The sequence below is a fragment of the Streptomyces sp. NBC_00203 genome (assembly GCF_045206325.1).
Classification (GTDB): Bacteria; Actinomycetota; Actinomycetes; order Streptomycetales; family Streptomycetaceae; genus Streptomyces; species Streptomyces lutosisoli.
The window spans coordinates 2,776,157-2,801,501 of the sequence record NZ_CP108126.1 but is presented as its reverse complement, the minus strand read 5'-3'; the positions used below and the strand labels follow the sequence as shown (position 1 = coordinate 2,801,501).

At 71.0% G+C, this 25,345-nt stretch carries 20 protein-coding genes; 11 read left to right on the top strand and 9 right to left on the bottom strand.

Annotation, left to right across the window (positions count from 1 at the left end; genetic code table 11):
• Positions 1 to 27 precede the first annotated feature (27 nt).
• Entirely contained in the window at positions 28 to 1,017 is a 990-nt protein-coding gene (locus OG975_RS12850; protein WP_406329239.1) for a hypothetical protein, read from the top strand.
• 36 nt (positions 1,018 to 1,053) lie between these two features.
• Here OG975_RS12850 and OG975_RS12845 read toward each other — a convergent pair whose 3' ends face one another.
• The 5 genes from OG975_RS12845 to OG975_RS12825 all read right to left on the bottom strand — a co-directional run bounded on the left by OG975_RS12845 (position 1,054) and on the right by OG975_RS12825 (position 7,091).
• Positions 1,054 to 2,547: a phytoene desaturase family protein gene (locus OG975_RS12845; RefSeq protein WP_406329238.1), complete on the bottom strand. Its 1,494-nt coding sequence runs from the start codon at positions 2,545 to 2,547 to the stop codon at positions 1,054 to 1,056.
• 45 nt (positions 2,548 to 2,592) lie between these two features.
• Complete coding sequence (locus OG975_RS12840; RefSeq protein ID WP_406329237.1) at positions 2,593 to 3,207, bottom strand: DUF4126 domain-containing protein; 615 nt, start codon at positions 3,205 to 3,207, stop codon at positions 2,593 to 2,595.
• Positions 3,208 to 3,599: 392 nt separating this feature from the next.
• The gene (locus tag OG975_RS12835; RefSeq protein WP_406329236.1) at positions 3,600 to 4,229 is read right to left on the bottom strand and encodes a TetR/AcrR family transcriptional regulator; all 630 of its coding nucleotides are present in this window, start codon (positions 4,227 to 4,229) and stop codon (positions 3,600 to 3,602) included.
• 35 nt (positions 4,230 to 4,264) lie between these two features.
• Complete coding sequence (locus OG975_RS12830; protein ID WP_406329235.1) at positions 4,265 to 6,349, bottom strand: YhgE/Pip family protein; 2,085 nt, start codon at positions 6,347 to 6,349, stop codon at positions 4,265 to 4,267.
• The gene (locus tag OG975_RS12825; protein WP_406329234.1) at positions 6,321 to 7,091 is read right to left on the bottom strand and encodes an ATP-binding cassette domain-containing protein; all 771 of its coding nucleotides are present in this window, start codon (positions 7,089 to 7,091) and stop codon (positions 6,321 to 6,323) included. Before OG975_RS12825 ends, OG975_RS12830 begins: the two co-directional genes overlap by 29 nt.
• Positions 7,092 to 7,260: 169 nt before the next feature.
• Between OG975_RS12825 and OG975_RS12820 the strand changes: the two genes are divergently transcribed.
• The 3 genes from OG975_RS12820 to OG975_RS12810 all read left to right on the top strand — a co-directional run bounded on the left by OG975_RS12820 (position 7,261) and on the right by OG975_RS12810 (position 9,467).
• Positions 7,261 to 7,800 carry an SAV_6107 family HEPN domain-containing protein gene (locus OG975_RS12820; protein ID WP_327428057.1) on the top strand — a complete coding sequence of 180 codons (540 nt, stop codon included), beginning with the start codon at positions 7,261 to 7,263 and terminating at the stop codon, positions 7,798 to 7,800.
• Positions 7,801 to 7,989: 189 nt separating this feature from the next.
• On the top strand, positions 7,990 to 8,760 hold the full coding sequence (locus OG975_RS12815; protein ID WP_406329233.1) for a methyltransferase: 771 nt from the start codon (positions 7,990 to 7,992) through the stop codon (positions 8,758 to 8,760).
• 311 nt (positions 8,761 to 9,071) lie between these two features.
• Positions 9,072 to 9,467: a DUF3040 domain-containing protein gene (locus OG975_RS12810; RefSeq protein WP_330303936.1), complete on the top strand. Its 396-nt coding sequence runs from the start codon at positions 9,072 to 9,074 to the stop codon at positions 9,465 to 9,467.
• A gap of 246 nt (positions 9,468 to 9,713) precedes the next feature.
• On the opposite strand, the gene OG975_RS12805 is transcribed toward OG975_RS12810, so the two are convergent.
• From OG975_RS12805 to OG975_RS12790, 4 genes are all read right to left on the bottom strand, one after another.
• Positions 9,714 to 12,104: a DUF3488 and DUF4129 domain-containing transglutaminase family protein gene (locus tag OG975_RS12805; RefSeq protein WP_406329232.1), complete on the bottom strand. Its 2,391-nt coding sequence runs from the start codon at positions 12,102 to 12,104 to the stop codon at positions 9,714 to 9,716.
• Positions 12,101 to 13,465 carry a DUF58 domain-containing protein gene (locus tag OG975_RS12800; RefSeq protein WP_406329231.1) on the bottom strand — a complete coding sequence of 455 codons (1,365 nt, stop codon included), beginning with the start codon at positions 13,463 to 13,465 and terminating at the stop codon, positions 12,101 to 12,103. The genes OG975_RS12805 and OG975_RS12800 overlap by 4 nt, the downstream gene beginning before the upstream one ends.
• Positions 13,465 to 14,502, bottom strand: a complete 1,038-nt coding sequence (locus tag OG975_RS12795; RefSeq protein ID WP_327428052.1) for a MoxR family ATPase — start codon at positions 14,500 to 14,502, stop codon at positions 13,465 to 13,467. The genes OG975_RS12800 and OG975_RS12795 overlap by 1 nt, the downstream gene beginning before the upstream one ends.
• 265 nt (positions 14,503 to 14,767) lie before the next feature.
• Positions 14,768 to 15,316: a beta-class carbonic anhydrase gene (locus OG975_RS12790; RefSeq protein WP_406329230.1), complete on the bottom strand. Its 549-nt coding sequence runs from the start codon at positions 15,314 to 15,316 to the stop codon at positions 14,768 to 14,770.
• Between the two features lie 423 nt (positions 15,317 to 15,739).
• On the opposite strand from OG975_RS12790, the gene rsmH reads away from it, so the two are divergent.
• The 7 genes from rsmH to murD all read left to right on the top strand — a co-directional run bounded on the left by rsmH (position 15,740) and on the right by murD (position 25,187).
• Positions 15,740 to 16,699 (top strand): 16S rRNA (cytosine(1402)-N(4))-methyltransferase RsmH, encoded by a 960-nt coding sequence (gene rsmH / locus OG975_RS12785; protein ID WP_406329229.1) that lies wholly within the window; start codon positions 15,740 to 15,742, stop codon positions 16,697 to 16,699.
• 315 nt (positions 16,700 to 17,014) lie between these two features.
• Positions 17,015 to 17,587, top strand: coding sequence for a septum formation initiator family protein (locus OG975_RS12780; RefSeq protein WP_406329228.1), 573 nt, complete (start codon positions 17,015 to 17,017; stop codon positions 17,585 to 17,587).
• Positions 17,588 to 17,592: 5 nt separating this feature from the next.
• Positions 17,593 to 19,560, top strand: coding sequence for a penicillin-binding transpeptidase domain-containing protein (locus tag OG975_RS12775; protein WP_406329227.1), 1,968 nt, complete (start codon positions 17,593 to 17,595; stop codon positions 19,558 to 19,560).
• Between the two features lie 192 nt (positions 19,561 to 19,752).
• Positions 19,753 to 21,273, top strand: a complete 1,521-nt coding sequence (locus tag OG975_RS12770; protein WP_406329226.1) for a UDP-N-acetylmuramoyl-L-alanyl-D-glutamate--2,6-diaminopimelate ligase — start codon at positions 19,753 to 19,755, stop codon at positions 21,271 to 21,273.
• A 4-nt stretch (positions 21,274 to 21,277) separates the two neighbouring features.
• Positions 21,278 to 22,699: a UDP-N-acetylmuramoyl-tripeptide--D-alanyl-D-alanine ligase gene (murF, locus tag OG975_RS12765; protein WP_327428046.1), complete on the top strand. Its 1,422-nt coding sequence runs from the start codon at positions 21,278 to 21,280 to the stop codon at positions 22,697 to 22,699.
• Positions 22,696 to 23,769, top strand: coding sequence for a phospho-N-acetylmuramoyl-pentapeptide-transferase (gene mraY / locus OG975_RS12760; protein WP_381248175.1), 1,074 nt, complete (start codon positions 22,696 to 22,698; stop codon positions 23,767 to 23,769). The genes murF and mraY overlap by 4 nt, the downstream gene beginning before the upstream one ends.
• Positions 23,751 to 25,187 (top strand): UDP-N-acetylmuramoyl-L-alanine--D-glutamate ligase, encoded by a 1,437-nt coding sequence (gene murD, locus OG975_RS12755; RefSeq protein WP_406329225.1) that lies wholly within the window; start codon positions 23,751 to 23,753, stop codon positions 25,185 to 25,187. The genes mraY and murD overlap by 19 nt, the downstream gene beginning before the upstream one ends.
• The last annotated feature ends 158 nt before the right edge of the window (positions 25,188 to 25,345 follow it).

Below are 25,345 nucleotides of genomic sequence, written 5' to 3'. Positions count from 1 at the left end.
GTAGCGGCCACTGGGAGAGGGGCGTACATGGGCTGGACGGTCCTCTATATCGCGTTCGGCATTGTCGCGCTGTGGCTGCTCGGCGAGGTGCTGCTGCAGTACAAGGCGCGACTGCGCTACCGGCTGCTCGCCTTCGTCGGCTTCGTCGGCGTGGTCCTCGGTGTGCTGATGCCCTCCGTGGTCGTCATCGGCCTGGGCGCGGCCGCCTTCGCGGTCGGCCAGACATACGTCACCCTGTCGTTCCGCCGCGGCTTCGCCGAGGGCTGGGCCCTCAACGGCCGTTCCGCGTCCGACAAGCCCGCGAAGCCCAGCAAGCGCCGCCGCGGCGAGCCGGACCACCAGGACCCGACGCTGGAGGTCTCCGACCTCGAAGCGACCGACGCCTCTGCCTATGCCCAGGACGACGAATACGCCGGCGAGGACGACGTCTTCACGCCCGCGCAGTCCGACCGTTTCATGCCCCCGGGCTCCGGCGAGCCCGCGGCCGCCGAGACCACCGCCGTGTACGAGCCGCAGCCCCTGCCCGAGGACACCGGTTCGTACGGCATCTACAGCGACAACGCGTACGCGGCGGCCGGCGACCAGTCCTACGCCGGCGCCGCCCAGTCCCAGGACCAGCAGGCCTACGCGGCAGCCGCCCAGTCCCAGGACCAGCAGGCGTACGCGTACGACGGCTACTCCGGGTACGACCAGCAGCAGTACGGCTACGACAACGGCCAGCAGCAGTACGCCGCCTACTCCGACCCGTACATCGGCACGCAGACGTACACCGGTGCCTCGTACGACACGACGTACGGCGGCGAGCAGCAGCAGTACATGCAGCAGCAGGGTTACGGCCAGGACCAGTACGCCACCGGCACCGGCACCTACGGCGGCGAGACCCCGGCCGGCGGTGTCTGGGTGCCGCAGCAGCGCACCGACGAGTACGGCGGCGAACTCCCGCCCGAGCAGCCGTATCCGTACCAGGGGAACGGCAACGGCAACGGCACCGGGTACGACGAGCAGTACCGCTACTGAAGGCCGCCCCCAACAGCCTTCAGCCCGCCGGCGTGCTCACTGCGAGCCCCGGAACTCCGGCCCCTCCACGATCAGTCCGGCCACCAGGGCGCCCGACATACCCGCGTGCGCAAGTCCGCCGCCGGGGTGGGCCCAGCCGCCCGCAGCGAACAGCCCCGGCACACGAGTGCCGTTCGACGGGTACAGCAGTCGGCCGTCCGCGGCGGCGAGCGCCGGGGCCGGGACCGCGCCGCCGTCCGCGCCCGTCGCCTCCGCGATGTCGGCCGGGGTCCGGACCTCGTGCCACAGAAGGCGGTCACGGAGGCCGGGCAGAGCGCGCTCGGCGACGCCGAGGACCCGGTCCACATCCGACTCGGACACCTTCAGGCCCGACGGCACCGTGACGGTCAGCGTGACCGCCTCGTGCTCCGGGTCCGGTACCAGCGCCGTGTCATCGGGGCGCGACACCGTGACGGTGGGCGCGGCCGGGAGTCCCGGGTGCTCACCGAAGAGCCGGCCCAACTCCTCCTCGCGCTCGGCCGCATGCACCACCGTCCGATGCGCCACCCCCTCGGGCCGCCCGCCGCGCAGTGCCAGCAGCACAGTCAGCCGGCTAGGCGCCCCGCGCTGCGCCGCGACCTCGCCGTCACCCCGTATCGCCGTCCCGGCGACGAGTCTGTCCAGCATGCCGGGCGCGACACCCGCGACCACGAAGTCCGCGTCCGCGACCGTGCCGTCGGTGAGCTCCACGCCCGCCGCCCGGCCGTCCTTCTCGACGATCCGCTCGACGGAGGCCCCGAAATGGAACTCCACCTTGCGGGCCACGCACCGCTCGTACACCGCGCGCGCCAACTCCCGTATGCCTCCGCGCACATACCAGGTGCCGAAGGCGTGCTCCATGTAGGGCAGCACGGCGGCGCTCGCCGGGGTGACGCGCGGGTCGAGCCCGTACGCGAGGGCCTGGCTCTCCAGGACGGCCGTGAGGCGCGGATCGCGCAGCTCCCAGGCGGCGACCTCGGCGAGGGTGGTGGCCCGGCGGGTGCGCAGCAGCTTCTTGTGCGGCACCGACGGGTAGGGCTCACTATCGGCGAGCACCGACCAGTTGGGCCACAGCGGCTCCTCCAGGAGCGGCCTGCGGGTGCGGTCCCACGCCTCGCGGGCCCGGACCAGGAAGTCGCCCCAGCGGTCGCCCGCGCCCGACCCGAGCGCCTCGTCCAGCGCGGTGACGACGCCGGCGCGCGAGGCGTTCGGCAGGGAGACCTCCGTGCCGTCGGCGAAGAGGTGCCGTGACGACGGGTCCACCTGGACCAGCTCGACGCACTCCTCCAGCGGCTGCTTGCCCGTCTTGACGAACAGGTCGCGGTAGACCGCGGGCAGCGGGAGCAGCCCCGGGCCCGTGTCGAAGGCGAAGCCGTCGCGCTCGAAGCGGCGCACCGCACCGCCGTACGTCTCCGCTCGCTCGTACACCACCACCCGGTGGCCCGCGACGGCCAGCCGGGCGGCGGTCGCCATCGCGCCCATCCCGGCGCCGATCACCGCAATCCGTCCCATGCCAGCGACTTTATCGGCCACCACTGACAGCCCGGTCCGCGGCGGTCAGTCGGGCGGCTGCTCCACCCGTTCCGCCAGCCGTCTCTCCTCCCGGCGTTGTGCCCTGCGACGCAGAAAGCGCCGGATCCGCGAGACGAGGAAGTAGAGCACCACGAGCCCGGCGAGGAGGAGAACGCCCGCGATGATCGCCGCGGCCTCGGGATGGAACATCGCGAAGGTGAGGATCCCGGCGACCCCGAGATCCTCGGCGGTGCTCATGAAGATGTTGCTGAACGGCTCCGGCGAGGTGTTGATCGCCATCCGCGTCCCGGCCTTGACCGTGTGGCTCGCCAGCGCCGTCGAACCGCCGATCGCGCCCGCCGCCAGATCAGAGAGCGAACCGCTCTGCCCGGCGAGCAGCGCCCCGACCCACGCACCCGCCGCCGGCCGGATCACGGTGTGCACCGAGTCCCACACCGAGTCCACGTACGGGATCTTGTCGGCGACCGCCTCGCAGAGGAAGAGGACGCCCGCTGTGACCAGGATCTCAGGGCGCTGGAGGGACTCCGGGACGTCGTCGCTCAGGCCGGTCGCGCCGAAGACGCCGAGGAGCAGCACCACCGCGTACGCGTTGATGCCGCTGGCCCAGCCGCTGGTGAAGACCAGGGGGAGTACGGACACGGACGCGATCGTAACCAGTCGGCAACGGTGCGTCCTGGGCATGAGTGCGCAGGTCTGAGTACGCGTACCTAGGGAGTGAGATGAGTACGCGCGCGGATGGGCCCGACCTGCGCGAACGGGAGAGTGGAGGCACGGAAAGGGGCGCGGCTCCGGTACCGCCGACACGGGGCGGCGGAACGGATCTCGCGCCCTTGGCCGCTCCTTCCGCCGACGCGGTCGGCGGGAGCGAGGCACGGGGGGAACCCGGGGGACGACCGAACGGGGGCCCAACGGGGGAACACGGGGAGTACGGGGGAGCACGGCGAAGCGCCGGTTCGAATGGCCCGCGGGGGACGCGGCCACATCGAACCGGCGCTTTCGTGTGTGCCGGGCGGCCTCAGGGCCCGGTGGGGCTACCGGCTGCCGCTCACGCGCCCCTGGAGCAGCCGGGACAGCGCCGCGTGGACGTCGTCCAGGGAGCGCTCCGGCTGGAAGGCCTGCCAGTCCAGGGCGGCCACCAGGACCATGCCGACCAGCGCGGCCGCCGTCAGCGGGATGTCGATCTCGTCGCTGAGCTCGCCGTTGGCCACACCGTCGCGCAGGACGCCCTCGACGACCGCGACGGCTTCCTGCCGGACGACCATCAGCGTGGACTGCCAGGCCCGGTTGGTGCGCCACAGTTCGGCCACGTACAGCTGCGTGAAGGCCGGGTAGCGGTCGATGAAGACGAGTCCGGCCCGGATCATCGCGTCCAGCGCGTCGACCTTGCTGCCGCCGTCCCGCGCCGTCTTCTCGGCCGCCTCCCGGAGGGAGGCGGTGAGGAGTCCCACGCCGTGTCGCAGCAGCTCTTCGAAGAGGACCGATTTGCTGGCGAAGTTGTAGTAGACCGTGCCTTTCGCGACCCCGGCGCGCTCGGCGATCTCGTCCACCGTGGTGGCGGAGAAGCCCTGTTCGGCGATCAGGGTGACGGCCGCCTCGTAGAGCTTCTGCCGGGTCGCCTTGCGACGGCCGCCGCCGCCCGCCGTGGTGCTGCTGCTTTCCATGGCCCCGATTGTCACAGGAGCGGTTGTGCGCGTGCTCACAGGCTCAGCTCCGGGTGCAGCCGGTCGAGGGTCCACACCTGCTTGCGGCGCGCCGACAGGGCGGTGAGCGCGAGGGCGCCCGCCGTGAAGGCCACCAGGACGGCGCAGGCCTGCCAGACCGGGCCGAGGCCGCCGCCCGTGATGAGCCTCCTGAGGGCCTCGACGACGTAACTCATCGGCAAGAAGGGGTGGATCGCGTTGAAGAAGCCCGGACTGGTCTGGACGGGGTACGTGCCGCCCGCCGACGTCAGCTGGAGCATCAGGAAGGCGAGGACGAGGATCCGGCCCGCCGCTCCGAAGCGCGCGTTCAGCCACTGCACGATCGCCGCGAAGCACGCCGTCACCAGGAACAGGAAGCCCACCGTCCCGGCCGCCCGCACCATCTCCAGGCCGATCGCCCAGTGCAGCACGGACATCAGGGCCGCCGTCTGCAGCACGCCCACGGCGGCCACCGGCAGCCAGCCCGCGAGCGCGATGCGCCACGCCGAGGCGCCCGCCGCGAGCGCGCGCCGGTTGAGCGGCTGGATCAGCATGTACGCCACCATCGCGCCCACCCACAGGGACAGCGGGATGAAGTACGGGGCGAACCCGGTGCCGTAGTTGGGCGCCTTGTGCAGGTCCTTGGAGGCCAGCTGCACGGGGTCGGACATGACCTGGGTGCGCTGGTCGCGGGTCGTCCTGTTGTAGTCGGGGATCTGGTCGGCGCCGTCGTGCAGTCCGCCGGCGAGCTTTCCGGAACCGCCGACGAGCTTGTACAGGCCCCCGTCGAGAGCTTTGGCGCCCGTCTTGAGCTTGCCCACGCCCGTGTCGAGGTCCGTCGCACCGGTCTTGGCGGTGCCGAGCCCGGTGTGCAACCGCTTGGTGCCCTTGGCGACCTTCTCCGCGCCCGCGTTCAGCTTGTTGATCTTGGAGACCGCGTCGTCGAGGTCCTCGGAGAGGTGCGGCGAGCGGTCGGCCAGTGCCTGGGCCTGCTTCTCGAGCGTGGCCAGGTTCTTGTCGAGCTTGTCGAGGTCGCCGCCCTGGTCGTCGATCAGCGTGTTCACGTCGTCGGCGACCTTGGCCACGTCCGCGGCCGCTTCCTTGGCCTTCTTCAGGTCGGGACAGGCGGCGTCGGGGACCGGCAGGGTCTCGCAGCGCGCCCTGTAGACGGCGTTCAGCGCGGTGGAGGCCGTGTGGGCGCCCTTGGCCGCGGCCGGAGCCGTCTCCACCAGGGTGTCGAGGTTGTGGCGGATCCCCGCGGCGGAGTCGGCGACGAGCTGGGCCGTGTCGCCGATCGACTTCTCGTTGTCCTTCAGGAAGGGGCCCACCTCGTCCGCGACCCCGTTGACCTTGTCGGCCAGCGACTGCGTGCCGTCCGCGACCTGCCGCGAACCGTCCTCCAGGTCACCCGCGCCCTTGTTGAGCTTCTTCAGGCCCCCGGAGAGCTTCCCGCTGCCCTTCTTGGCCTCCTTCAGGCCGTCCGCGAGATCCTTGGAGCCCTTCTTCGCCTTGCCGATCCCGCCCTTGAGCTTGTCGGCCCCCTCGGCGGCCTTCTCGGTCGCCCCGTGGATGTCCGAGAACGAGATGAAGATCTTGTCGAGGAACGACCGCGACGCCTTCGTGGAAGCGGCTGTCCGCACCTCGCTGAACACCGTCCGCGAGATCTGCCCGACGATGTAGTTGTTCGCGTCGTTCGTACGCACCTGGAGCGCGCCCGTCTCCGGCGCGTCCCCGGAGCTGGAGGCGATCCTCTCGCTGAAGTCGCCCGGCATGGTCAGCGACAGGTAGTACGTGCCGTCCTCGACGCCCTGGCGCGCCTCGGTGGCACTCACCTCGTGCCACTCGAAGGTGTCGCTGTCGCGCAGGCCCTTGGTGATGTCGTCGCCCGCCGTGACCTTCCTGCCCGCGGCCACAGCACCCTTGTCGTCGTTCACCAGCGCCACGGGGATGCGGTCGAGACGGCCGTACGGGTCCCAGAACGACCACAAGTAGAGGGCGCCGTACAGCAGGGGCAGCAGCAGGAGGGCGGCCAGCGCGGCACGCGGGAGCTTGCCCCTGCCGAAGCGCCTGAGCTCAAGCGCGGCCAGTCTCGGCGAGCGCATCGGCCGTCTCCTTACCTTGGGCGGATTTGGTGCATTCGCCAGACTGGGTGGACTGGGTGGACACGACGGTGGCGCCCTCGGGGGCCTCGCTGCACACCGCCACCACTGTGGTGCCGGACTCGGTGAGCGACTTCAACAGGGCCCAGACTTCGGCCCGTTCGGCGTCCGACAGCTTGAGGTCGGTGTCGTCGACGCCAAGGAGACGCGGACGGCCGATGAGAGCCAGCGCCACGGACAGCCGCAGCGCTTCCAGCCGCTCCAGATCGCGTACGGCGGTCCGGGACCCCTTGGGCAGGGCCTCCCGGTCGAGTCCCGCGGCGGCCAGCGCGGTGTCGATCCGCAGCTTCGCCTCGTCGACCCGCTCAGCCCTTGGCCGCAGCAGCCCCCGCAGGGAGCCGCCGAATCGCCGCTGCAACAGCGCCCGTTCGCTCAGGTGCTCCCCGACGGTCAGGGCCGGGTCGAGGTCGGTGACGCCGGGCACGTGCGCGAGCGCGCTCACGCGACGCACCGCGGCCATCTGCTTCGGCAGCCTCGACTGGCCCACGACAGCCGTCCCCTCGGTGGGCTTCATCCGGCCCGTGAGCGCGAGCAGCAGACATGTACGGCCGGACCCGGAGGGTCCCTCGATCGCGATCAGCGAGCCGGGCTCCGCGTCGACGCAGACCCCCCGGAACGCCCAGCCGCGGGGTCCCCTGAGCCCGAAGTCCTCGGCCGTGACGCCCAGTCCGTGCGGACTGTCCACAGCTTCCCCATCCTCTGGAACTACTTTTTTGAACTGACTGGTCAGTGCAAAAACTATCCCGAACCTTCGATCGAAGCAAAAGGCCAGGTCAGAACGGATTGTCAGTGGCATACCTCACGATGGGCACATACGGCCACAGTGCCGTCACACAGACGACAGGAGGTTCGTCATGGCCAGCTCTTCCGCAGCCGCCGCCCACCGGCGCCGCGCCACCGGCCCTGCCCCCTCACTGACCGGCCCGGCGAGCGACGTGCACCCCGTGCTGCGCCGGGCCACGGCCCCGCCCGCCGCCCTCGATCTGCTCGCCCAGGCCCGCGCCGGACTCGAAGAGGCGACGGCCCTGGAAACGCCCAACGAGCGGTACGCGACGGCCCACTTGGCCGCCCTGCGCACCGCCGCCGCCGTCCTCGCCGCCCGGGGCCGCCCGGAGACCACGCCCCGCCGCAGGGCCCGTATCCGCAGCGCCTGGGAAGTGCTCCCCGAAATCGCGCCCGAACTCACCGAGTGGAGCGCCCTGTTCGCCTCCGGCGCCACCCGTCGCGCCCGCGCCGAGGCGGGCATCCAGGGCGCGGCCCGCAGCCGCGACGCCGACGACCTGATACGCGACGTGGCGATGTTCCTGCGCCTCGTCGAACGGATGCTGGTGCTGCAACCCGTGCTTCCCCAGCCCCGACAGGAAGGAGACCGCGAGATCCCGGACGCGGGCTGACCGGCACCGCGGCCGAGAAACGGCCGTGCGGACCCTCGGCCGTTCAGCACGCGATCCGCCGCGTGAGACGGAGGATCGGCCACGACGGCGGAGGCAATAGGGTGGAGGCGCCTGCAGCCTCCTCACCGGGAGGCCACAAAGATCGCTCCGCCCTGCAAGAGGCGGTGCCGCGCCGAGGAGTCAACTGCCGTGTCGGACCCGATGCGCCCCCGCGCTTCTCTCCGTACCGCCGTGGTCTGGGAGGTCCTCAAGGACGCCCTGGACCGCCGGGTCAAGGCCACCGGGCGGGAGTCCCTCGACGTACTCGACACCGGAGGCGGCAGCGGCAACTTCGCCGTGCCTGTGGCCCGCCTCGGCCACCGTGTCACCGTCGTCGACCCCAGTCCGAACGCGCTGTTCGCGCTCGAGCGCCGCGCCGCCGAGGCCGGCGTCGCCGACCGTGTACAGGGCGTCCAGGGCGATGCGCACGGCCTCTTCGACGTGGTCGAGCGCGGTGGCTATGACGCGGTGCTGTGCCACGGCGTCCTGGAGTACGTGGACGACCCGGCCGAGGGCGTGCGCAACGTGGTGGACGCGCTGCGCCCCGAGGGTGTCCTCAGCCTGCTCGCCGCCGGCCTCGGCGGAGCCGTGCTGGCCCGTGCCCTCGCCGGGCACTTCAAGGAGGCCAGGCAGGCGCTCGATGACCCGGACGGACGCTGGGGCGAGGGTGATCCCGTACCGCACCGCTTCACCGCCGGACAGCTCACCGCCCTGGTCGAGGGCGCGGGCCTGCGCGTCGGCGCCGTGCACGGCGTGCGGGTCTTCGCGGACCTGGTGCCGGGAGTCCTCGTGGACACCGAGCCCGGGGCCCTGGAGGCACTGCTGAAGCTGGAGGCGGCGGCGGCCGAGCTCGCCGCGTTCCACTCCGTGGCGACCCAGCTCCATGTGCTCGGTGAGGCGCAGGGGACGGCCGAGGACTGAGTCGTCTCCCGTGCCCGAGCGCCCCGGAGGCGAACGAGGCCGAAGAGGGGCGCGCCGCTGATCAGGGGCTTGGCGGCAGATGGAGTACGCCACAGATCCTCCGATCGGGTGCTCGGCGCCGTATGATCGAGGGAGACCGTCCGGCATGACGGACCGTTCGCTGGGGAATGCACGCCTCAGCGGATCGGGGCGCCATGGCGGGTTCCGGTTGGCGAATTGGCGTAGAGGGGCGGGTTTCACGGGGGCGATTCCCTGCCTATCCTGAAGGGGACCCCCGGTCGCCCCGGCGACTGCACGATGAGGAGGACTCCGTGCCGCTCTCGGAGCACGAGCAGCGAATGCTCGAGCAGATGGAGCGAGCGCTGTACGCCGAAGATCCCAAGTTCGCGACAGCGCTTGAGGGAAGCGGGCTGCGTACGTACACCCGGCGACGGGTCTACCAGGCGGTCGCGGGCTTTCTGGTGGGTATCGCGCTCCTCATGGCCGGAATGGTCGCAGTACAGATCTGGCTCAGCGTGGTGGGCTTCCTCGTCATGCTGGGCTGCGCGGTACTTGCCGTCACCGGTTGGCGCAAGGCCCCCAAACCGGGTGAACAGCCGGCAGCGCCGGGCACACCCGCTACTCGCCGCCAGGGTCGGCAGCGCCGTTCCCTGATGCACCGCATCGAAGAACGCTGGCAGCGCCGCCGCGACGAACAGGGTCACTAGCCCTCCGGGCGCCGCGGACGAAGAGACGCACGTGAGGGGGTGTCCACCCAGGTGGTGGACACCCCCTCACGCACGCCCTGAACCCGCCCAGGAGCCCGGCACGGCGGCGGCGCACAGGTCGGCGCACCAGCGGTAGTGGCTGCCGGACTTGCGACAGTACCGAGGGAATCCGCACGCACCGCGGCAGACCCGGGCGCACATGTGGCGCCACCCCGGACGGGGTGGCGCCACATGTGTCCGTGACCGTCAGCTGTTCTGACCCGAAGGGCGGCGCAGCAGGGTCTCCCTGCGGGCCGCGAGACGGGCCGTCAGGCTCACCCGGCGGGCCGAGGCCGCCCAGACCACACGGATGGCTGAGCGGGGCGCGAGAAGGGCGCGGAGGCGGGCAGGGCGGCTCGCCGAGGTGCGCAGGGCTTCCGCGATGCGGCGCGCGTCGTCCGCGAGGCCTGCCACCGGTCGGGGATGCGGGGCGTAGAGAACCTGTTCCACGGCTGCCGCCAGCCGGTGCACCGCGTCCGACGCCGTCGGATCGAGGCCCCCGAGACGGACGATCCGCGCGGCGGCCTTGCGTGGCGTCTGCGATTCGTCCGGCGCGATCCCGTGGTCCCACGCCGTATCGGTCACCTCCTGCCAGGCGCCCAGCGTGTACGCCGCCGCGTCCGCCTCGGTGCGGCCGTGCCCGCCGAGCCGTACGGCCCGTATCCGCATCCGCCAGAGCATCGGCAGCAGCGGCACCGCCAGAACCAGGAGGCCCGCCAAGGTCAGCCCCAGGATCTTGAACCACGGCCAGCTGTCGTCGTGGGAGCTCGCCGCCGCCGCAGCGGACTGGCTCGGGCACGCCTCCAGCTTGCGCTGCTGCGCCGTGCAGCTCTCGCTCGCCGACGGGGCGCTGGAAGGCGCCGCGGACGAGGACAGCGTGGGCTTCGGAACGGCCGGCACGCTGCTGCCGGGGGTGTCCGTCTGGGTGTACTCCGGCACCGTGCCCCGGTTCGGGGTCGGCTCGAAGCGGGTCCAGCCCACTCCCTCGAAGTACAGCTCGGGCCAGGCGTGCGCGTCGCGCAGCCCCACCGACATCGAACCGTCCGCCTGCGGGGAGCCGGGCGTGAAGCCCACCGCCACACGGGCCGGTATCCCCAGCGTCCGGGCCATCGCGGCCATCGCGAAGGAGAAGTGGACGCAGAAGCCCTCCTTCTCCTTCAGGAACCGCGCGATCGCGGCGGAGCCGCTGCCGACCTGCACCTGGGTGTCGTAGCGGAAGTTGCCGCTGACGGCGAAGTAGTCCTGGAGCTTGACCGCCTGCTCGTAGTGGTTGTCCGAGCCCTCGGTGACCTTCCGCGCGGTGTTCGCCACCACCGCGGGCAACGACTCCGGCACCTTGGTGAACTCGCGCTTCATCGCCGCCGACGGCTCGGGAGCGCTCGCGAGCTGCGCCGCCGTCGGCTGCACGACCAGGCTCGTGACCTCGTACTGCAAGCCGCGGGTGTTCTGGCCGTGGTCCCCGACGAGGGTGCGCCCCACGGGCTCGTACCGCCAACTGCCCTTGATGTCGACCTTGCTGGCCGGGTACGGCATCGGGAGCCAGTCCTGCGCGTACCAGTCGGCCGCCGAGATACGGGTCTGGATCGAGGCCCGCTGGATGTCGTTCCCGAGGCCGACCGGCGTCGGGAAGGTGTCCGGGACGTCCTGGATGCGCCGTTGGGCGGGCTTCCAGGCCGTGCCGTCGAAGTCGTCCAGGGAGACGATCCGCAGATAGAGGTCCTGGGTGTCGTCGGTGTTGGTGCGGTACGTCATGACCGTGCGGTCCTCGTCCACGTTCAGACTGTCGCGGAGCGAGACCAGCGGGTTCACCGCGGAGATCGTGCCGCCGCCCCCGGAGCCCGTCCCCACGCCCGTCCCCGCGCCGTCCAGCAGGCCGCCGTCGAGTGAGGGCAGGCCGAGCGGCACCACCAGGGCGATGCCCAGCGCGACCGCGCCGATGCGCCGCCCGGTGCGGACCGGCGCGACGGCGCCGATTGCCGAGTCGGGGCCCGGTGTGCGGGGCGCCCCGCCGAAGACGCGGCCCCATTGCGAGAGCCGGTCGCGGCCCTCGGCCAGCAGCAGCATCAGATAGCCGGCGGCCGCGAGCAGGAACCACAGCCATGCGGCGCTGCCGCCGGAGAGCCCCGCGGCGACCGAGTACAGCGCGAGCAGCGGCAGTCCGGCGGGTGCCGCGCTGCGGTACGTCACCGCGAGCGCGTCCACCGCGAGCCCGATCACCAGGACGCCGCCGATCAGCATCAGCCGGATGCCGTCGTGCAGCGGCGCCGGAATCGAGTACCGCCCGACGTCGTCGGCGCCCTCCTGAAGCAGCACGCCGAACTTGTGGAAGACCTCGGGCCCCGGGACGATCCCGGCGAGGGCCTGCTGCCGGGCGAAGGCCAGCGTGAGCATCATCAGCGTCACCAGCGCCTGCACCGCCACGGTCAGCGGCCGGGCCAGCGGAACCCGCCGGGTCAGCGCGCCCACACCGGTCTGCACCGCCAGCAGGAACGCCGCCTGGAAGATCCAGGTCGCCGGGTCGACCAGCGGCAGCAAGGCGCAGGCAGCCATCAGCGTGGCCGCCGCCGCGCACAGTGACAGTCGTGCACGCCCGCTCATGAGCCGTCGCCCCCCGCCGTACTCCCCGTCGACGCGACGTGCGTGCGCTGTCGGTCGGCCTCCCGCCACAGGTCGGCGATCCCCGCCCCCCGCGGCACCGTCACGGCGGTCCAGCCCGCCTCGCGCAGCATGCGCAGTCGATCCTCGCTCTGGTCCAACGGGCCGGGGACATCGGTCGGTTCCCGCACCCAGGTCTCACTGTCCAGCAGGAAGGCGACGGCCCCGCCGCTGCGCTGGCGCATCTTGCCGAGCACCGTCGCCTGCTCGTCGTCCAGATCGCCGAGGAAGGCGATCAGCAGCCCCTCGTTTCCGCCGCGCAGCACGTCGTACGCCCGGGAGAGCCCGGTGCCGTCCGAGTGGTCGATGACCGCGAGCGTGTCCATCATCATCCCGGCCGCGTCCGCCGACTCCTGGCTGGCGCCCGCGAAACCGTCGGCGCCCTCGCCGGGTACCGAGTTGCCGGTATCGGTCAACAGCCGTACCGAAAAGCCTCGTTCGAGCATGTGCACCAGCGTCGACGCCGTGCCCGATACGGCCCACTCGAAGGCCGAGTCGGGGCCCGCGCCCTGGAAGGCGATGCCCCGGGTGTCGAGCAGCACCGTGCAGCGGGAGCGCTGGGGCTGCTCCTCGCGACGGACCATCAACTCGCCGTAGCGCGCGGTCAGGCGCCAGTGCACCCGGCGCAGGTCGTCTCCGTAGCGGTACCCGCGCGGGATGATGTCGTCCTCGCCCGCCAGTGCCAGCGAGCGCTGCCGTCCGTCGCCGTACCCCTTCGCCTCGCCGGTCAGCCGCACCGGCGGCAGCGCCTCCACGCGCGGGATGACCGTCAGGGTGTCGTACGTCGAGAAGGAGCGGGTCAGCTCGCACATGCCGAAGGGGTCGGTGAGCCGCAGTTGCAGCGGTCCGAGCGGGTAGCGGCCGCGCAGGTCCGAGCGCACCCGGTAGGACACCTCGCGCCGTCCGCCGGCCTCCACCCGGTCCAGGACGAAGCGGGGCCGCGGACCGAGCACGTACGGAACCCGGTCCTGGAGCATCAGCAGTCCGGTGGGCAGCCGCGAGACGTTGTCCATCCGCAGATGGACGCGGGCCTCGGAACCGGCGGGCACGCGCGCGGGGGAGAGCCTGCGGCTGCCCGCGACCCGGTAGCGGGTGCGGTACAGCACGGTCGCGCAGACCAGCGGCAGGACCGAGAGGAGCAGGCCGACCCGGAGCAGATCGCTCTGCCCCAGGACGTACGCGCAGATCGCGGCGGCGACTCCGGCGGCCAGGAAGGAGCGCCCGCGCGTGGTGAGCCCGGCGAGCGCGGTGCGCAGCCCGCCCTTGTCCTCCTCGGCGGTCTGCCCCGTGCCCGCTTGCGTCATCAGAGCCTCCGGGGCGGCTGCTGGCCGTACGCGGGCGTACCGCGGCCCATCGTGAAGCCGGACTGCTGCTGGGGAGCCGCAGGAACGGGGGTGCGCTGCAGGATCTCCTGGACGACCTGCTCGGCCGTGCGGCGGTTCAACTGGGCCTGGGCCGTGGGCAGCAGGCGGTGGGCCAGGACCGCTACGGCGAGCGCCTGGATGTCGTCCGGCAGCGCGTACTCCCGGCCGCTCAGGGCGGCGGACGCCTTCGCCGCGCGCAGCAGGTGCAGCGTGGCACGCGGCGAGGCGCCGAGTCTGAGGTCGGGGTGCGTGCGCGTGGCCGCGACCAGGTCCACCGCGTAGCGGCGCACCGGGTCGGCGACATGGACCGTGCGGACCGCGTCGATCAGCTTCACGATCTCGTGCGCGTGCGCCACCGGCTGGAGGTCGTCCAGCGGGTTCACCCCGCCGTGTATGTCCAGCATCTGCAACTCGGCGTCCGCGCTGGGGTAGCCGATGGAGACGCGGGCCATGAAGCGGTCGCGCTGGGCCTCGGGCAGCGGGTAGGTGCCCTCCATCTCGACCGGGTTCTGCGTGGCCACCACCATGAAGGGGCTGGGCAGTTCGTAGGTCTGCCCGTCGATGGTGACCTGGCGCTCCTCCATCGACTCCAGGAGCGCGGACTGCGTCTTGGGCGAGGCGCGGTTGATCTCGTCGCCGATCACTATCTGGGCGAAGATCGCGCCCGGTTTGAACTCGAAGTCCCGGCGCTGCTGATCCCAGATGGACACACCCGTGATGTCCGAGGGCAGCAGGTCGGGCGTGAACTGAATGCGTCGCACCGAGCAGTCGATGGACTTGGCCAGCGCTTTGGCCAGCATGGTCTTGCCGACGCCCGGAACATCCTCGATCAGAAGATGTCCCTCGGCGAGCAGCACGGTCAGCGAAAGCCGTACGACCTCAGGCTTGCCTTCGATCACTCCTTCCACCGAACTGCGGACACGCTCCACAGTGGCGGTCAGATCCGTAAGGCTCGCTCGATCGTCATAGGTCGTCACCCGGCCCTCCTCGGCCCTTTCCCGGGCCGACGCCCTGTGCGGACCGGCCCACCCCGAAACACGGACACCACGCGCGGAAAGTTCCGCGTGACGCCACACCCGCATTCTTGTTGCCGTTACCGGTTCGTGTCACTCGCCTGTGGATAACTGGCCGCGATATGTCAGGTCTTACGGCTCTTTGGGCGCCGGAAGGCCGGGGTTCTTTCGTGAAGAGAGAGTCCCACGAGGTGCCGAGGGGTGCCGACCGGGGGTCCGGCGGAGCCGGTCAGGTGGGGTCGATCTCGCGCATCAGACCGGTGGTGACGTCGAAGACGAAGCCGCGTACGTCATCGGTGTGCAGCAGGAACGGGGAGGTGCGCACACGCTGCATCGACTGCCGTACGTCCTGCTCGACGTCCCGGAAGGCCTCGACCGCCCAGGCGGGGCGCTGGCCGACCTCCATCTCCAGGTCGTGCCGGAAGTCCTCGGTGAGGGACTCCAGGCCGCAGCCGGTGTGGTGGATGAGGACCACACTGCGGGTGCCGAGCGCCCGCTGGCTGATCGTGAGGGAGCGGATCACGTCGTCGGTGACGACACCGCCCGCGTTGCGGATGGTGTGGCAGTCGCCCAGCTCCAGGCCGAGCGCGGCGTGCAGGTCGAGCCGGGCGTCCATGCACGCGACCACCGCGACGTGCAGCACGGGACGGGCATCCATCCCGGGGTCGGTGAACGCGGCGGCGTACTGCTGGTTCGCATCGACGAGACGGTCGGTGATGGTGCCGTCGGTGGCTATGGCGCCTTCGGGTTCGGTGGGAACGGATGCAGAAGTCGTCATAGCTATGACGTTACTGGTCACAGGCAGAGGAGTCCTGCTGTGAGAGGGGACAAAGAACGTCATCGTGGCTTGTTGTGAGGTAACCCACACGGGCGGTGTCGGCGCGCCCATAAGGGTGATTACCGCGGATTTGCGGCTTCATCGGGAGTGGGCCGCGCGACGCGCATGCCGGTTGATTGACCGCGAGACACCGTGGACTAAAGTGACGCGAAGCGGGAGGCGAGGCTCTCCCTGCTGGACTGTTATCCCCCGGAGACCCGGCGCTTTTCCGGTGTCTCCTCGCGTGCGCGGCGCGTACGTACGGCTCGGCCTCCTCCCGCTCCCGGTCGGCTGACGCCACTCACCCGGCGCCAGCAGGCCTCCCCTTCTCGAGCGGGCGGGGACCCGGCGGTGCGTGCGGCCGCGCGGACCTGAGAGGGCCCCTTGAGCCAGAGTCGACACGTCCCGGTGATGCTCCAGCGGTGCCTGGACATGTTGGCCCCGGCCCTCGCCGAGCCGGGAGCCGTGGTCGTCGACTGCACCCTCGGGCTCGGCGGCCACAGCGAAGCCCTCCTCACCCAGTTCCCCGAGGCCCGTCTCGTGGCCCTGGACCGCGACAAGGAGGCGCTGCGGCTCTCCGGGGAGCGGCTCGCCCCCTTCGGCGACCGCGCCACCCTGGTGCACGCGGTCTACGACGAACTCCCCGACGTACTCGACCGCCTGGACATCCCGCGCGTCCAGGGCGTCCTGTTCGACCTCGGCGTCTCCTCCATGCAACTCGACGAGGCGGACCGCGGGTTCGCCTACGCGCAGGACGCCCCGCTCGACATGCGCATGGACCAGACGACCGGGATCAGTGCGGCCGAGGTGCTCAACACCTACCCGGCGGGCGAACTGGTGCGGATCCTGCGGGCGTACGGCGAGGAGAAGCAGGCCAAGCGGATCGTCTCCGCGGTCGTGCGCGAACGCGAGAAGGAGCCCTTCAGCAACAGTGCGCGGCTCGTCGAGCTGATCCGCGACTCGCTTCCGCAGGCCGCCAAGCGCACCGGCGGCAACCCCGCCAAGCGCACCTTCCAGGCCCTGCGCATCGAGGTCAACGGTGAACTCAGCGTCCTGGAGAGCGCGATCCCCGCGGCCGTGAAGGCGCTCGCCGTCGGCGGCCGGATCGCCGTGCTGTCCTACCACTCGCTGGAGGACCGGCTGGTCAAGCAGGTCTTCGCGGCCGGCGCCGCCAACACCGCGCCGCCCGGACTGCCGGTCGTGCCCGAGCGCTACCAGCCCCGGCTCAAGCTGCTCACCCGCGGTGCCGAACTTCCCACCGAGGAAGAGGTCGCCGAGAACCGGCGCGCGGCGCCCGCCCGGCTGCGGGGGGCGCAACGCATCCGCGAGGACAACGCCGAGTGAGGCGTGGGGAGAGGGAGGGCGCGTGAGTCGGAAACCCAAACTCGCGGGATGTCGTGGGTTGGATGTCCAAACCCGCGGGATGTTGAGGGTTGGGGATCCAAACTTGCCAAGCCTTCGTGAGTGGGGAAGTCAAACCCGCTCGGCTGCCGTGATGTCGGGAAACCAGACCCAGCGAGCGGCCGTGACATCGGGAAACCAAATCCACCGAGCGTCCGTGACATCGGGAAGCACAACCCGCCAAGGGGCCGTGAAGCCGGGAAACCCATCCCGCCGAGCGGCCGCGAACTCGGGAAGCCGAACCCGCAGGGAGGGCGTGTGAGCACGAAACCCGAACTCAAGGGACGGGCCGCCCGGCTCACGCGGCTGCTGCCGGCCGGTGCCGGTCAGGCCGCCCGTACCCCCTTCGTCCTGTTGGTCGTCCTCCTGCTCGGCGGCGGCCTCATCGGACTCCTCGTGCTGAACTCCGCGCTCAGCGAAGGGTCGTTCCGCCTCGACGACCTGCAGAAGGACACCAAGAGCCTCACCGACGAGGAGCAGGCGCTCCAGCGGGACGTGGACGCCTACGCCGCCCCCGACGCCCTCCAGCGCCGCGCCCGCGAGCTGGGCATGGTCCCCGGCGGCGACCCGGCCTTCCTCAACCCCGACGGCACCGTCAAGGGCGTCCCGGGAGCCCCCGCCCAGCAGTCCTCCGCACGGACCCCGATGGTCCTCGCGCCCGAGGCCCTCGCCTCCTCCCAGAGCCAGAGCGCGAGCCCGAGTCAGAGCCCGATTCAGGGGCAGGGGCAGAGCCCGTCTCCGACGTTCGCCACACAGCCGTCCGTGGCCGCCGTCCCGGCGACTCAGGCCCCCACCCCGTCCACGCAGCCCTCCACAACCCCCGGCAGGTGACGGAAGTGTCCGACAGGGAACCGCCGCGCCGCCGTGTGCCCGGACCCGCCAGGCCCGTACGTCCCGGAAGCCAGCGGCGCCCGGGCCCCGGTGCCCGCCCCGCGCGACGGCCGAGCGCACCCCGCCCGAGCGCACTCCGGCCGAACGGCCCGCGCGTCATCCGGCTCGGCAGCCCCCGGCCGCGCCTGCGCATGGTCAGCCTCGCGCTGACCCTGGTGATGATCGCCTTCGTCGTACGGCTGCTCCAGGTGCAGGCCGTGGACGCGAGCACCTACGCCGCGAAGGCCGAGCAGAACCGGTACGTCGGGCGCACGCTCGCCGCCGAGCGCGGCGGGATCACCGACCGCAACGGCGTCGAGCTGGCGACGAGCGTGGACGCGTACGACATCACGGCCGATCCGACGATGTTCACGCAAAAGGCCACGACGGTGGCGGACGCCCCCGAGCAGGCCGCGGCGCTGCTCGCCCCGATCCTCGGCCAGGACACCGACACCGTCGCCAAGAAGCTGAGCACGAAGAACACCCGCTACACCCTGCTCGCGCACCGCCAGACCCCCCAGGTCTGGAAGCAGATCAAGGACCTGAAGACCACGCTCGCGGCCAAGTCCCAGACCGACAAGACCACGGTGAACGTCCTCGCGGGCGTCCTCGCGGTCCCCGCCAGCAAGCGTGTGTATCCGAACGGCGATCTCGCCGCCGGGATACTGGGCTGGGTCAACGCCGACGGCAAGGGCGGCGGCGGCATCGAGCAGCAGCTGAACAAGGAGCTCACGGGCAAGGACGGCAAGATCCGCTACGCCCAGTCCGGCGGCCGTCAGGTGCCGACCGTGGACTCCACCGAGACGCCCGCCGTGGCCGGCTCCGACGTCGAGCTGACCATCGACCGCGACATTCAGTGGGCCGCGCAGAACGCCATCACCGAGCAGGTGAAGAAGTCCAAGGCGGACCGCGGGTACGTGATAGTGCAGGACACCCGGACCGGCGAGATCCTCGCCATGGCCAACTCGCCCGGCTTCGACCCGAACGACCTCTCCCAGGCCGACCCGAACGCCCTGCACGACTGGGCCATCGAAGACGCGTACGAGCCCGGCTCCACCGCCAAGCTGATGTCGATGGCCGCCGTCCTGGAGGAGAACGCGGCCACGCCCGACACGCATGTCGTCGTGCCCAACCGGCTGCACCGCGGCGACCGGCTCTTCCAGGACGACATCGACCACAAGACCTGGTACCTGACGCTCAACGGCGTGCTCGCCAAGTCCAGCAACATCGGCACCATCCTGGCGACCGGCCAGCTCGGCAAGACGCAGAAGGAGGCCAACCAGGTCCTCTACTCGTATCTGCGCAAGTTCGGCATCGGCAGCCACACCGGGCTCGGCCTCCCCGGCGAGACGGCGGGCATCCTCGCGTCCCCCGACACCTGGTCCACGTCGCAGCAGTACACGATTCCTTTCGGCCAAGGCGTGTCGATCAACGCGCTGCAGGCGGCCTCCGTCTACTCCACGATCGCCAACGGCGGCGTACGCATCGAGCCGACGCTGGTGCGCGGCTCGAAGGGGGCCGACGGCCGCTTCACCCCCGCCGCCCAGCCCAAGAAGACAAGGGTTGTGAGCGCGAAGACGGCGAAGACCCTCGCCCATATGCTGGAGTCCGTCGTGGACGACGAGCAGGGCACCGGCGCCAAGGCGCGTATCCCCGGCTACCGAGTCGCGGGCAAGACGGGTACGGCCAACCGCGTGGATCCGGCCACCGGCAAGTACAAGGGCTACACGTCCTCGTTCGCCGGATTCGCGCCCGCGGACAACCCGAGGATCACCGTCTACTGCGCGATCCAGAACGCCACCGAGGGCAGCTACTTCGGCGGCCAGACCTGCGGACCCATCTACAAGCAGGTCATGGAGTTCGCCCTGAAGACCCTCCAGATCCCGCCCACCGGGACCCAGGCCGCCAGACTGCCCGTCACCTTCACCCCGTGATCCACTGCGACCGCAAGCCCTGATCAGCCTCCACGCACAACGGACCAGGAACAGCTCGTGACAACGATCACCCCGGCTCCCGGGAACCAGTCCCCGACAAACCCCTCGCTTCGCTCCAGCGGGGGTGCGCCCGGTACGCTCACCGCCGTGCCACACGCTGATCAGTCCCAAACCACCCAGAAGGGCGTTCCTGTGACATATCCGGGACCGCCGCGACCGGTTCACGTCTCCGCCACACCCCTCGCGGAACTGGCCGATCAGCTGGGGGCCACCGCCCCGGCGTCGATCGCGGAGGTCACGGGCATCACCCATGACTCGCGGGCCGTGCGCCCCGGCGACCTGTACGCCGCGCTGCCCGGTGCCCGCCTGCACGGCGCCGACTTCGTGACCCAGGCGGCCGGCCTCGGTGCCGTCGCCGTCCTGACCGACCCAACCGGCGCCGAGCGCGCCGCGGCCACCGGACTGCCGGTCCTCGTCGTCGACGACCCGCGCGGCCGGATGGGCGAGCTGGCGGCCACGATCTACGGCCGCCCCGGGCGCGACCTGCTCCAGATCGGCATCACCGGAACCTCCGGCAAGACCACGACGGCGTACCTCGTCGAGGGCGGTCTGAAGACGGTCCGCTCCACCGGTCTGATCGGTACGGTCGAGATGCGGATCGGCGACGAGCGGATCAAGTCGGAGCGCACCACCCCCGAAGCCACCGACCTCCAGGCGCTGTTCGCGGTCATGCGCGAGCGCGGCGTCGAGGCGGTCGCGATGGAGGTTTCCAGCCATGCGCTGGTCCTCGGCCGGGTCGACGGCTGCGTCTTCGACATCGCCGTCTTCAACAACCTCAGCCCGGAACACATGGAGTTCCACTCCGACATGGAGGACTACTTCCGGGCCAAGGCGCAACTGTTCACACCGCACCGCAGCAAACTCGGCGTCATCAACCTCGACGACGAGTACGGCCGCAGGCTCGCCAAGGAAGCCGGCGTCCCGGTCGTCACCTTCTCCGCCGAGGGCCACCCCGACGCCGACTGGCGTGCCGAGGACGTCGAAGTCGGCCCCATGGACTCGACGTTCACCGCGGTCGGCCCCAAGGACGAGCGGATCACCGCCAGGTCGCCGCTCGCGGGCCCCTTCAACGTGGCGAACACGCTCGCCGCGATCGTCGCCCTCGCAGCCGCCGGACTCGACCCGCAGACGGCCGCCGACGGCATCGCCGCCGTGCCGGGCGTCCCGGGCCGCCTGGAGCGCGTGGACGCGGGCCAGTCCTACCTCGCCGTCGTCGACTACGCCCACAAGACGGACGCCGTCGAATCGGTCCTGCGCGCCCTGCGCAAGGTGACGAGCGGCCGCCTGCACGTCGTGCTCGGCTGCGGCGGCGACCGGGACAAGACCAAGCGGATGCCGATGGGCGCCGCCGCGGCCCGGCTCGCCGACACCGCCGTACTGACCTCCGACAACCCCCGCTCCGAGGACCCCCTCGCGATCCTCGCAACCATGCTCGCGGGCGCGGCGTCCGTGCCAGTACACGAGCGTGGCGAGGTCCAGGTCTTCGAGGACCGGGCCGCCGCCATCGCCGCCGTCGTCGCCCGCGCCGAGCCGGGCGACACCGTACTGGTCGCGGGCAAGGGCCACGAGCAGGGCCAGGACATCGCCGGGGTGGTGCGTCCCTTCGACGACCGCCAGGTGCTTCGCGAAGCTATCCAGAAGACCCAGGGATGAACTTGTGATCGCCCTCTCTCTCGCCGAGATCGCAGCAGTCGTCGGCGGGCAGACGTATGACATACCGGATCCGTCGGTTCAGGTCACCGGACCGGTCGTCAGAGACTCCCGTGAAGTGGAGTCCGGCAGTCTCTTCGTCGCCTTCGTGGGCGAGCGTGTGGACGGCCACGACTACGCCGAGGCGGTGATCGAGGCGGGCGCGGTCGCCGTACTGGCGTCGCGCCCCGTCGGCGTGCCCGCGATCGTCGTCGCGGACGTACAGACGGCTCTCGGCGCCCTCGCCCGCCATGTCGTCGAACGGCTCGGCGCGACCCTCGTGGCCCTCACCGGCTCCGCGGGCAAGACCAGCACCAAGGACCTGATCGCGCAGGTGCTGCGCAGCAAGGCGCCGACCGTGTTCACGCCCGGATCGTTGAACAATGAGATCGGGCTGCCGCTCACCGCGCTCAGCGCCACCGAGGAGACGAAGTTCCTCGTGCTGGAGATGGGCGCCCGCGGCCTCGGCCACATCAGCTACCTCACGGATCTGACGCCCCCGAAGATCGGCCTCGTCCTCAACGTAGGCACCGCCCACATCGGCGAGTTCGGCGGCCGCGAACAGATCGCGCGAGCAAAGGGCGAGCTCGTCGAGAGCCTCCCGGAGGACGGCACCGCGGTCCTCAACGCCGACGATCCCCTCGTACGCGCCATGGCATCCCGTACGAAGGCACGCGTGATCCTCTTCGGAGAGTCCGACGAAGCGGACGTACGCGCCGAGAACGTCCGTCTCACGGAGAGTGGACAGCCCGCCTTCAGTCTTCGCACACCCTCCGGGTGCAGTGACGTGACCATGCGCCTGTACGGTGAGCACCACGTGTCGAACGCGCTCGCCGCGGCCGCCGTCGCCCATGAGCTGGGCATGTCCGCAGACGAGATCGCCCGCGCGCTCTCCGAGGCGGGCTCCCTCTCCCGCTGGCGGATGGAGGTCACCGAGCGCCCGGACGGCGTGACGGTCGTCAACGACGCCTACAACGCGAACCCCGAGTCCATGCGAGCCGCCCTGCGCGCGCTCGCGGCAATGGGCAAAGCCTCACAGGCACAAGGGGGCCGTACGTGGGCGGTGCTCGGTCAGATGGCCGAGCTCGGGGACGAGGCGCTCGCCGAGCACGACGCGGTCGGACGGCTCGCCGTCCGGCTCAACGTCAGCAAGCTCGTCGCGGTCGGGGGCAGGGAAGCGTCCTGGCTGCAACTGGGCGCATATAACGAGGGTTCGTGGGGTGAGGAGTCGGTGCACGTGTCCGACGCACAGGCGGCTGTCGACCTGTTGCGCAGTGAACTGCGCCCGGGGGACGTCGTACTCGTGAAGGCGTCCAGGTCGGTCGGGCTCGAACGGGTGGCCCTGGCGCTGCTCGACAGCGGTGTTGAGGGTGAGGTTTCCGCCCGATGATGAAGCAGATCCTGTTCGCAGGAGTCATTGGTCTGTTCCTGACCCTGATCGGCACTCCGCTGCTGATCAAGCTGCTCGCCCGCAAGGGCTACGGCCAGTACATCCGTGACGACGGGCCGAAGGAGCACCACAGCAAGCGCGGTACGCCGACCATGGGTGGTATCGCCTTCATCCTGGCGACGATCATCGCGTACTTCCTGTCGAAGCTGATCACCGGCTACGCCCCGACCTTCTCGGGTCTGCTGGTGCTCGGCCTGATGGCGGGCATGGGCCTGGTCGGCTTCCTGGACGACTACATCAAGATCGTCAAGCGGCGCTCGCTCGGTCTGCGGGCCAAGGCGAAGATGGCCGGACAGCTGACCGGCGGTATCGCCTTCGCGGTGCTGGCCCTGCAGTTCGCCGACAACCGTGGCAATACCCCGGCCTCCACGAAGCTCTCCTTCGTGCAGGACTTCGGCTGGTCCATCGGCCCGGTGCTGTTCGTGGTCTGGGCGCTGTTCATGATCCTCGCCATGTCGAACGGCGTGAACCTGACGGACGGCCTGGACGGCCTCGCCACCGGCGCCGCGACCATGGTGTTCGGCGCGTACACCTTCATCGGTGTCTGGCAGTTCCAGGAGTCCTGCGCCAACGCGCAGACGCTGACCAACCCGGCCGCCTGTTACGAGGTGCGCGATCCGCTCGACCTCGCCATCGTCTCCTCCGCACTGATGGGCGCCTGTCTCGGTTTCCTGTGGTGGAACACGTCACCGGCCAAGATCTTCATGGGTGACACCGGTTCGCTGGCCCTCGGCGGCGCGCTCGCCGGCCTCGCGATCTGCTCCCGCACGGAGCTGCTGGTCGCGCTCCTCGGCGGTCTCTTCGTCCTGATCACCATGTCGGTCGTCATCCAGGTCGGCTCGTTCCGGATGACCGGCAAGCGCGTCTTCCGCATGGCGCCACTTCAGCACCACTTCGAACTCAAGGGGTGGTCCGAAGTCCTTGTGGTGGTCCGCTTCTGGATCATTCAGGGCATGTGCGTCATCGTGGGTCTGGGGCTCTTCTACGCAGGATGGGCAGCCAAGAAGTGACCGACTGGCAGGGCAAGAACGTCACCGTCGCCGGGCTCGGCGTCTCCGGAATCCCGGCGGCCAAGGTGCTGCACGGCCTCGGCGCGGTCGTCACGGTCGTCAACGACGGCGACGACGAGCGCTCCCGTGCGCAGGCCGCGGACCTGGAGGCGCTCGGCGTCACCGTGCGCCTCGGTGACGGCGCGACCCTGCCCGCGGGCACCGAGCTCATCGTCACCGCGCCCGGCTGGAAGCCGGACAAGCCGCTGTTCGCCGCGGCCGCCGAGGCGGGCGTCCCGGTCTGGGGCGACGTCGAGCTGGCCTGGCGGCTCAGGGGGCGGGACGGTCGAGAAGCAGCCCCCTGGCTCGCCGTCACCGGCACCAACGGCAAGACCACGACCGTCCAGATGCTCGCCTCGATCCTCAAGGCGGCAGGCCTGCGCACGGCGGCGGTCGGCAACATCGGCGTCTCGCTGCTGGACGCGGTCCTCGGCGAGGAGACGTACGACGTCCTCGCCGTCGAACTCTCCAGCTACCAGCTGCACTGGGCGCCCTCACTGCGCGCGCACTCCGCGACCGTACTGAACCTGGCGCCCGACCATCTCGACTGGCACGGCTCGATGGAGGCGTACGCCGCCGACAAGGGCCGTATCTACGAAGGCAATCGGGTCGCCTGTGTCTACAACGTGGCCGACAAGGCCACCGAGGACCTGGTGCGCGAGGCGGACGTCGAGGAGGGCTGCCGGGCGGTCGGCTTCACGCTCGGCACTCCCGGGCCGTCCCAACTCGGCGTCGTGGAAGGCATCCTGGTCGACCGCGCCTTCGTCGAGGACCGGCACAAGAACGCCCAGGAGCTGGCGGAGGTCTCCGACGTCCGGCCGCCCGCCCCGCACAACATCGCCAACGCCCTTGCGGCGGCGGCCCTGGCGCGCGCCTTCGGGGTGCCCGCCCGGGCCGTACGCGACGGTCTGCGGGCCTTCCGGCCCGACGCCCACCGCATCGCGCACGTCGCCGATGTGGACGAAGTTGCGTACATCGACGACTCCAAGGCCACCAACACGCATGCCGCGGAAGCCTCTTTGGCGGCCTACGAGTCGATCGTGTGGATCGCGGGCGGGCTCGCCAAGGGCGCGACCTTCGACGAGCTGGTCGCCAAGTCGGCAGAGCGACTTCGGGGTGTGGTGCTGATCGGCGCCGATCGCGCGCTGATCGGCGAAGCGCTCGCGCGACACGCCCCGGAAGTACCGGTCGTCGACCTCGACCGGACCGACACTGGGGCGATGCTCGCGGCGGTTCAGGAGGCGCGGGGGCTCGCTCACGCCGGTGACACGGTGCTGTTGGCTCCGGCCTGCGCCTCGATGGACATGTTCGCCAACTACAACAAGCGCGGTGACGCTTTCGCGGAGGCGGTTCGCGAGATCGGCGCCGTCGACGGCTGACCCGGGTCCGCCTTGCCTGGCGGCGCCGGGCACACCTGGGAGGGAACGCGTGACACGGATGTGGCTGGGGTCCAAGCGTCCGACCGCCGGTGGCACGGCGCTGTACCAGCCCGTCCCTCCGCCGGCGCCTGAGCGGCCCGGGAGGACCGCAGGCGGGC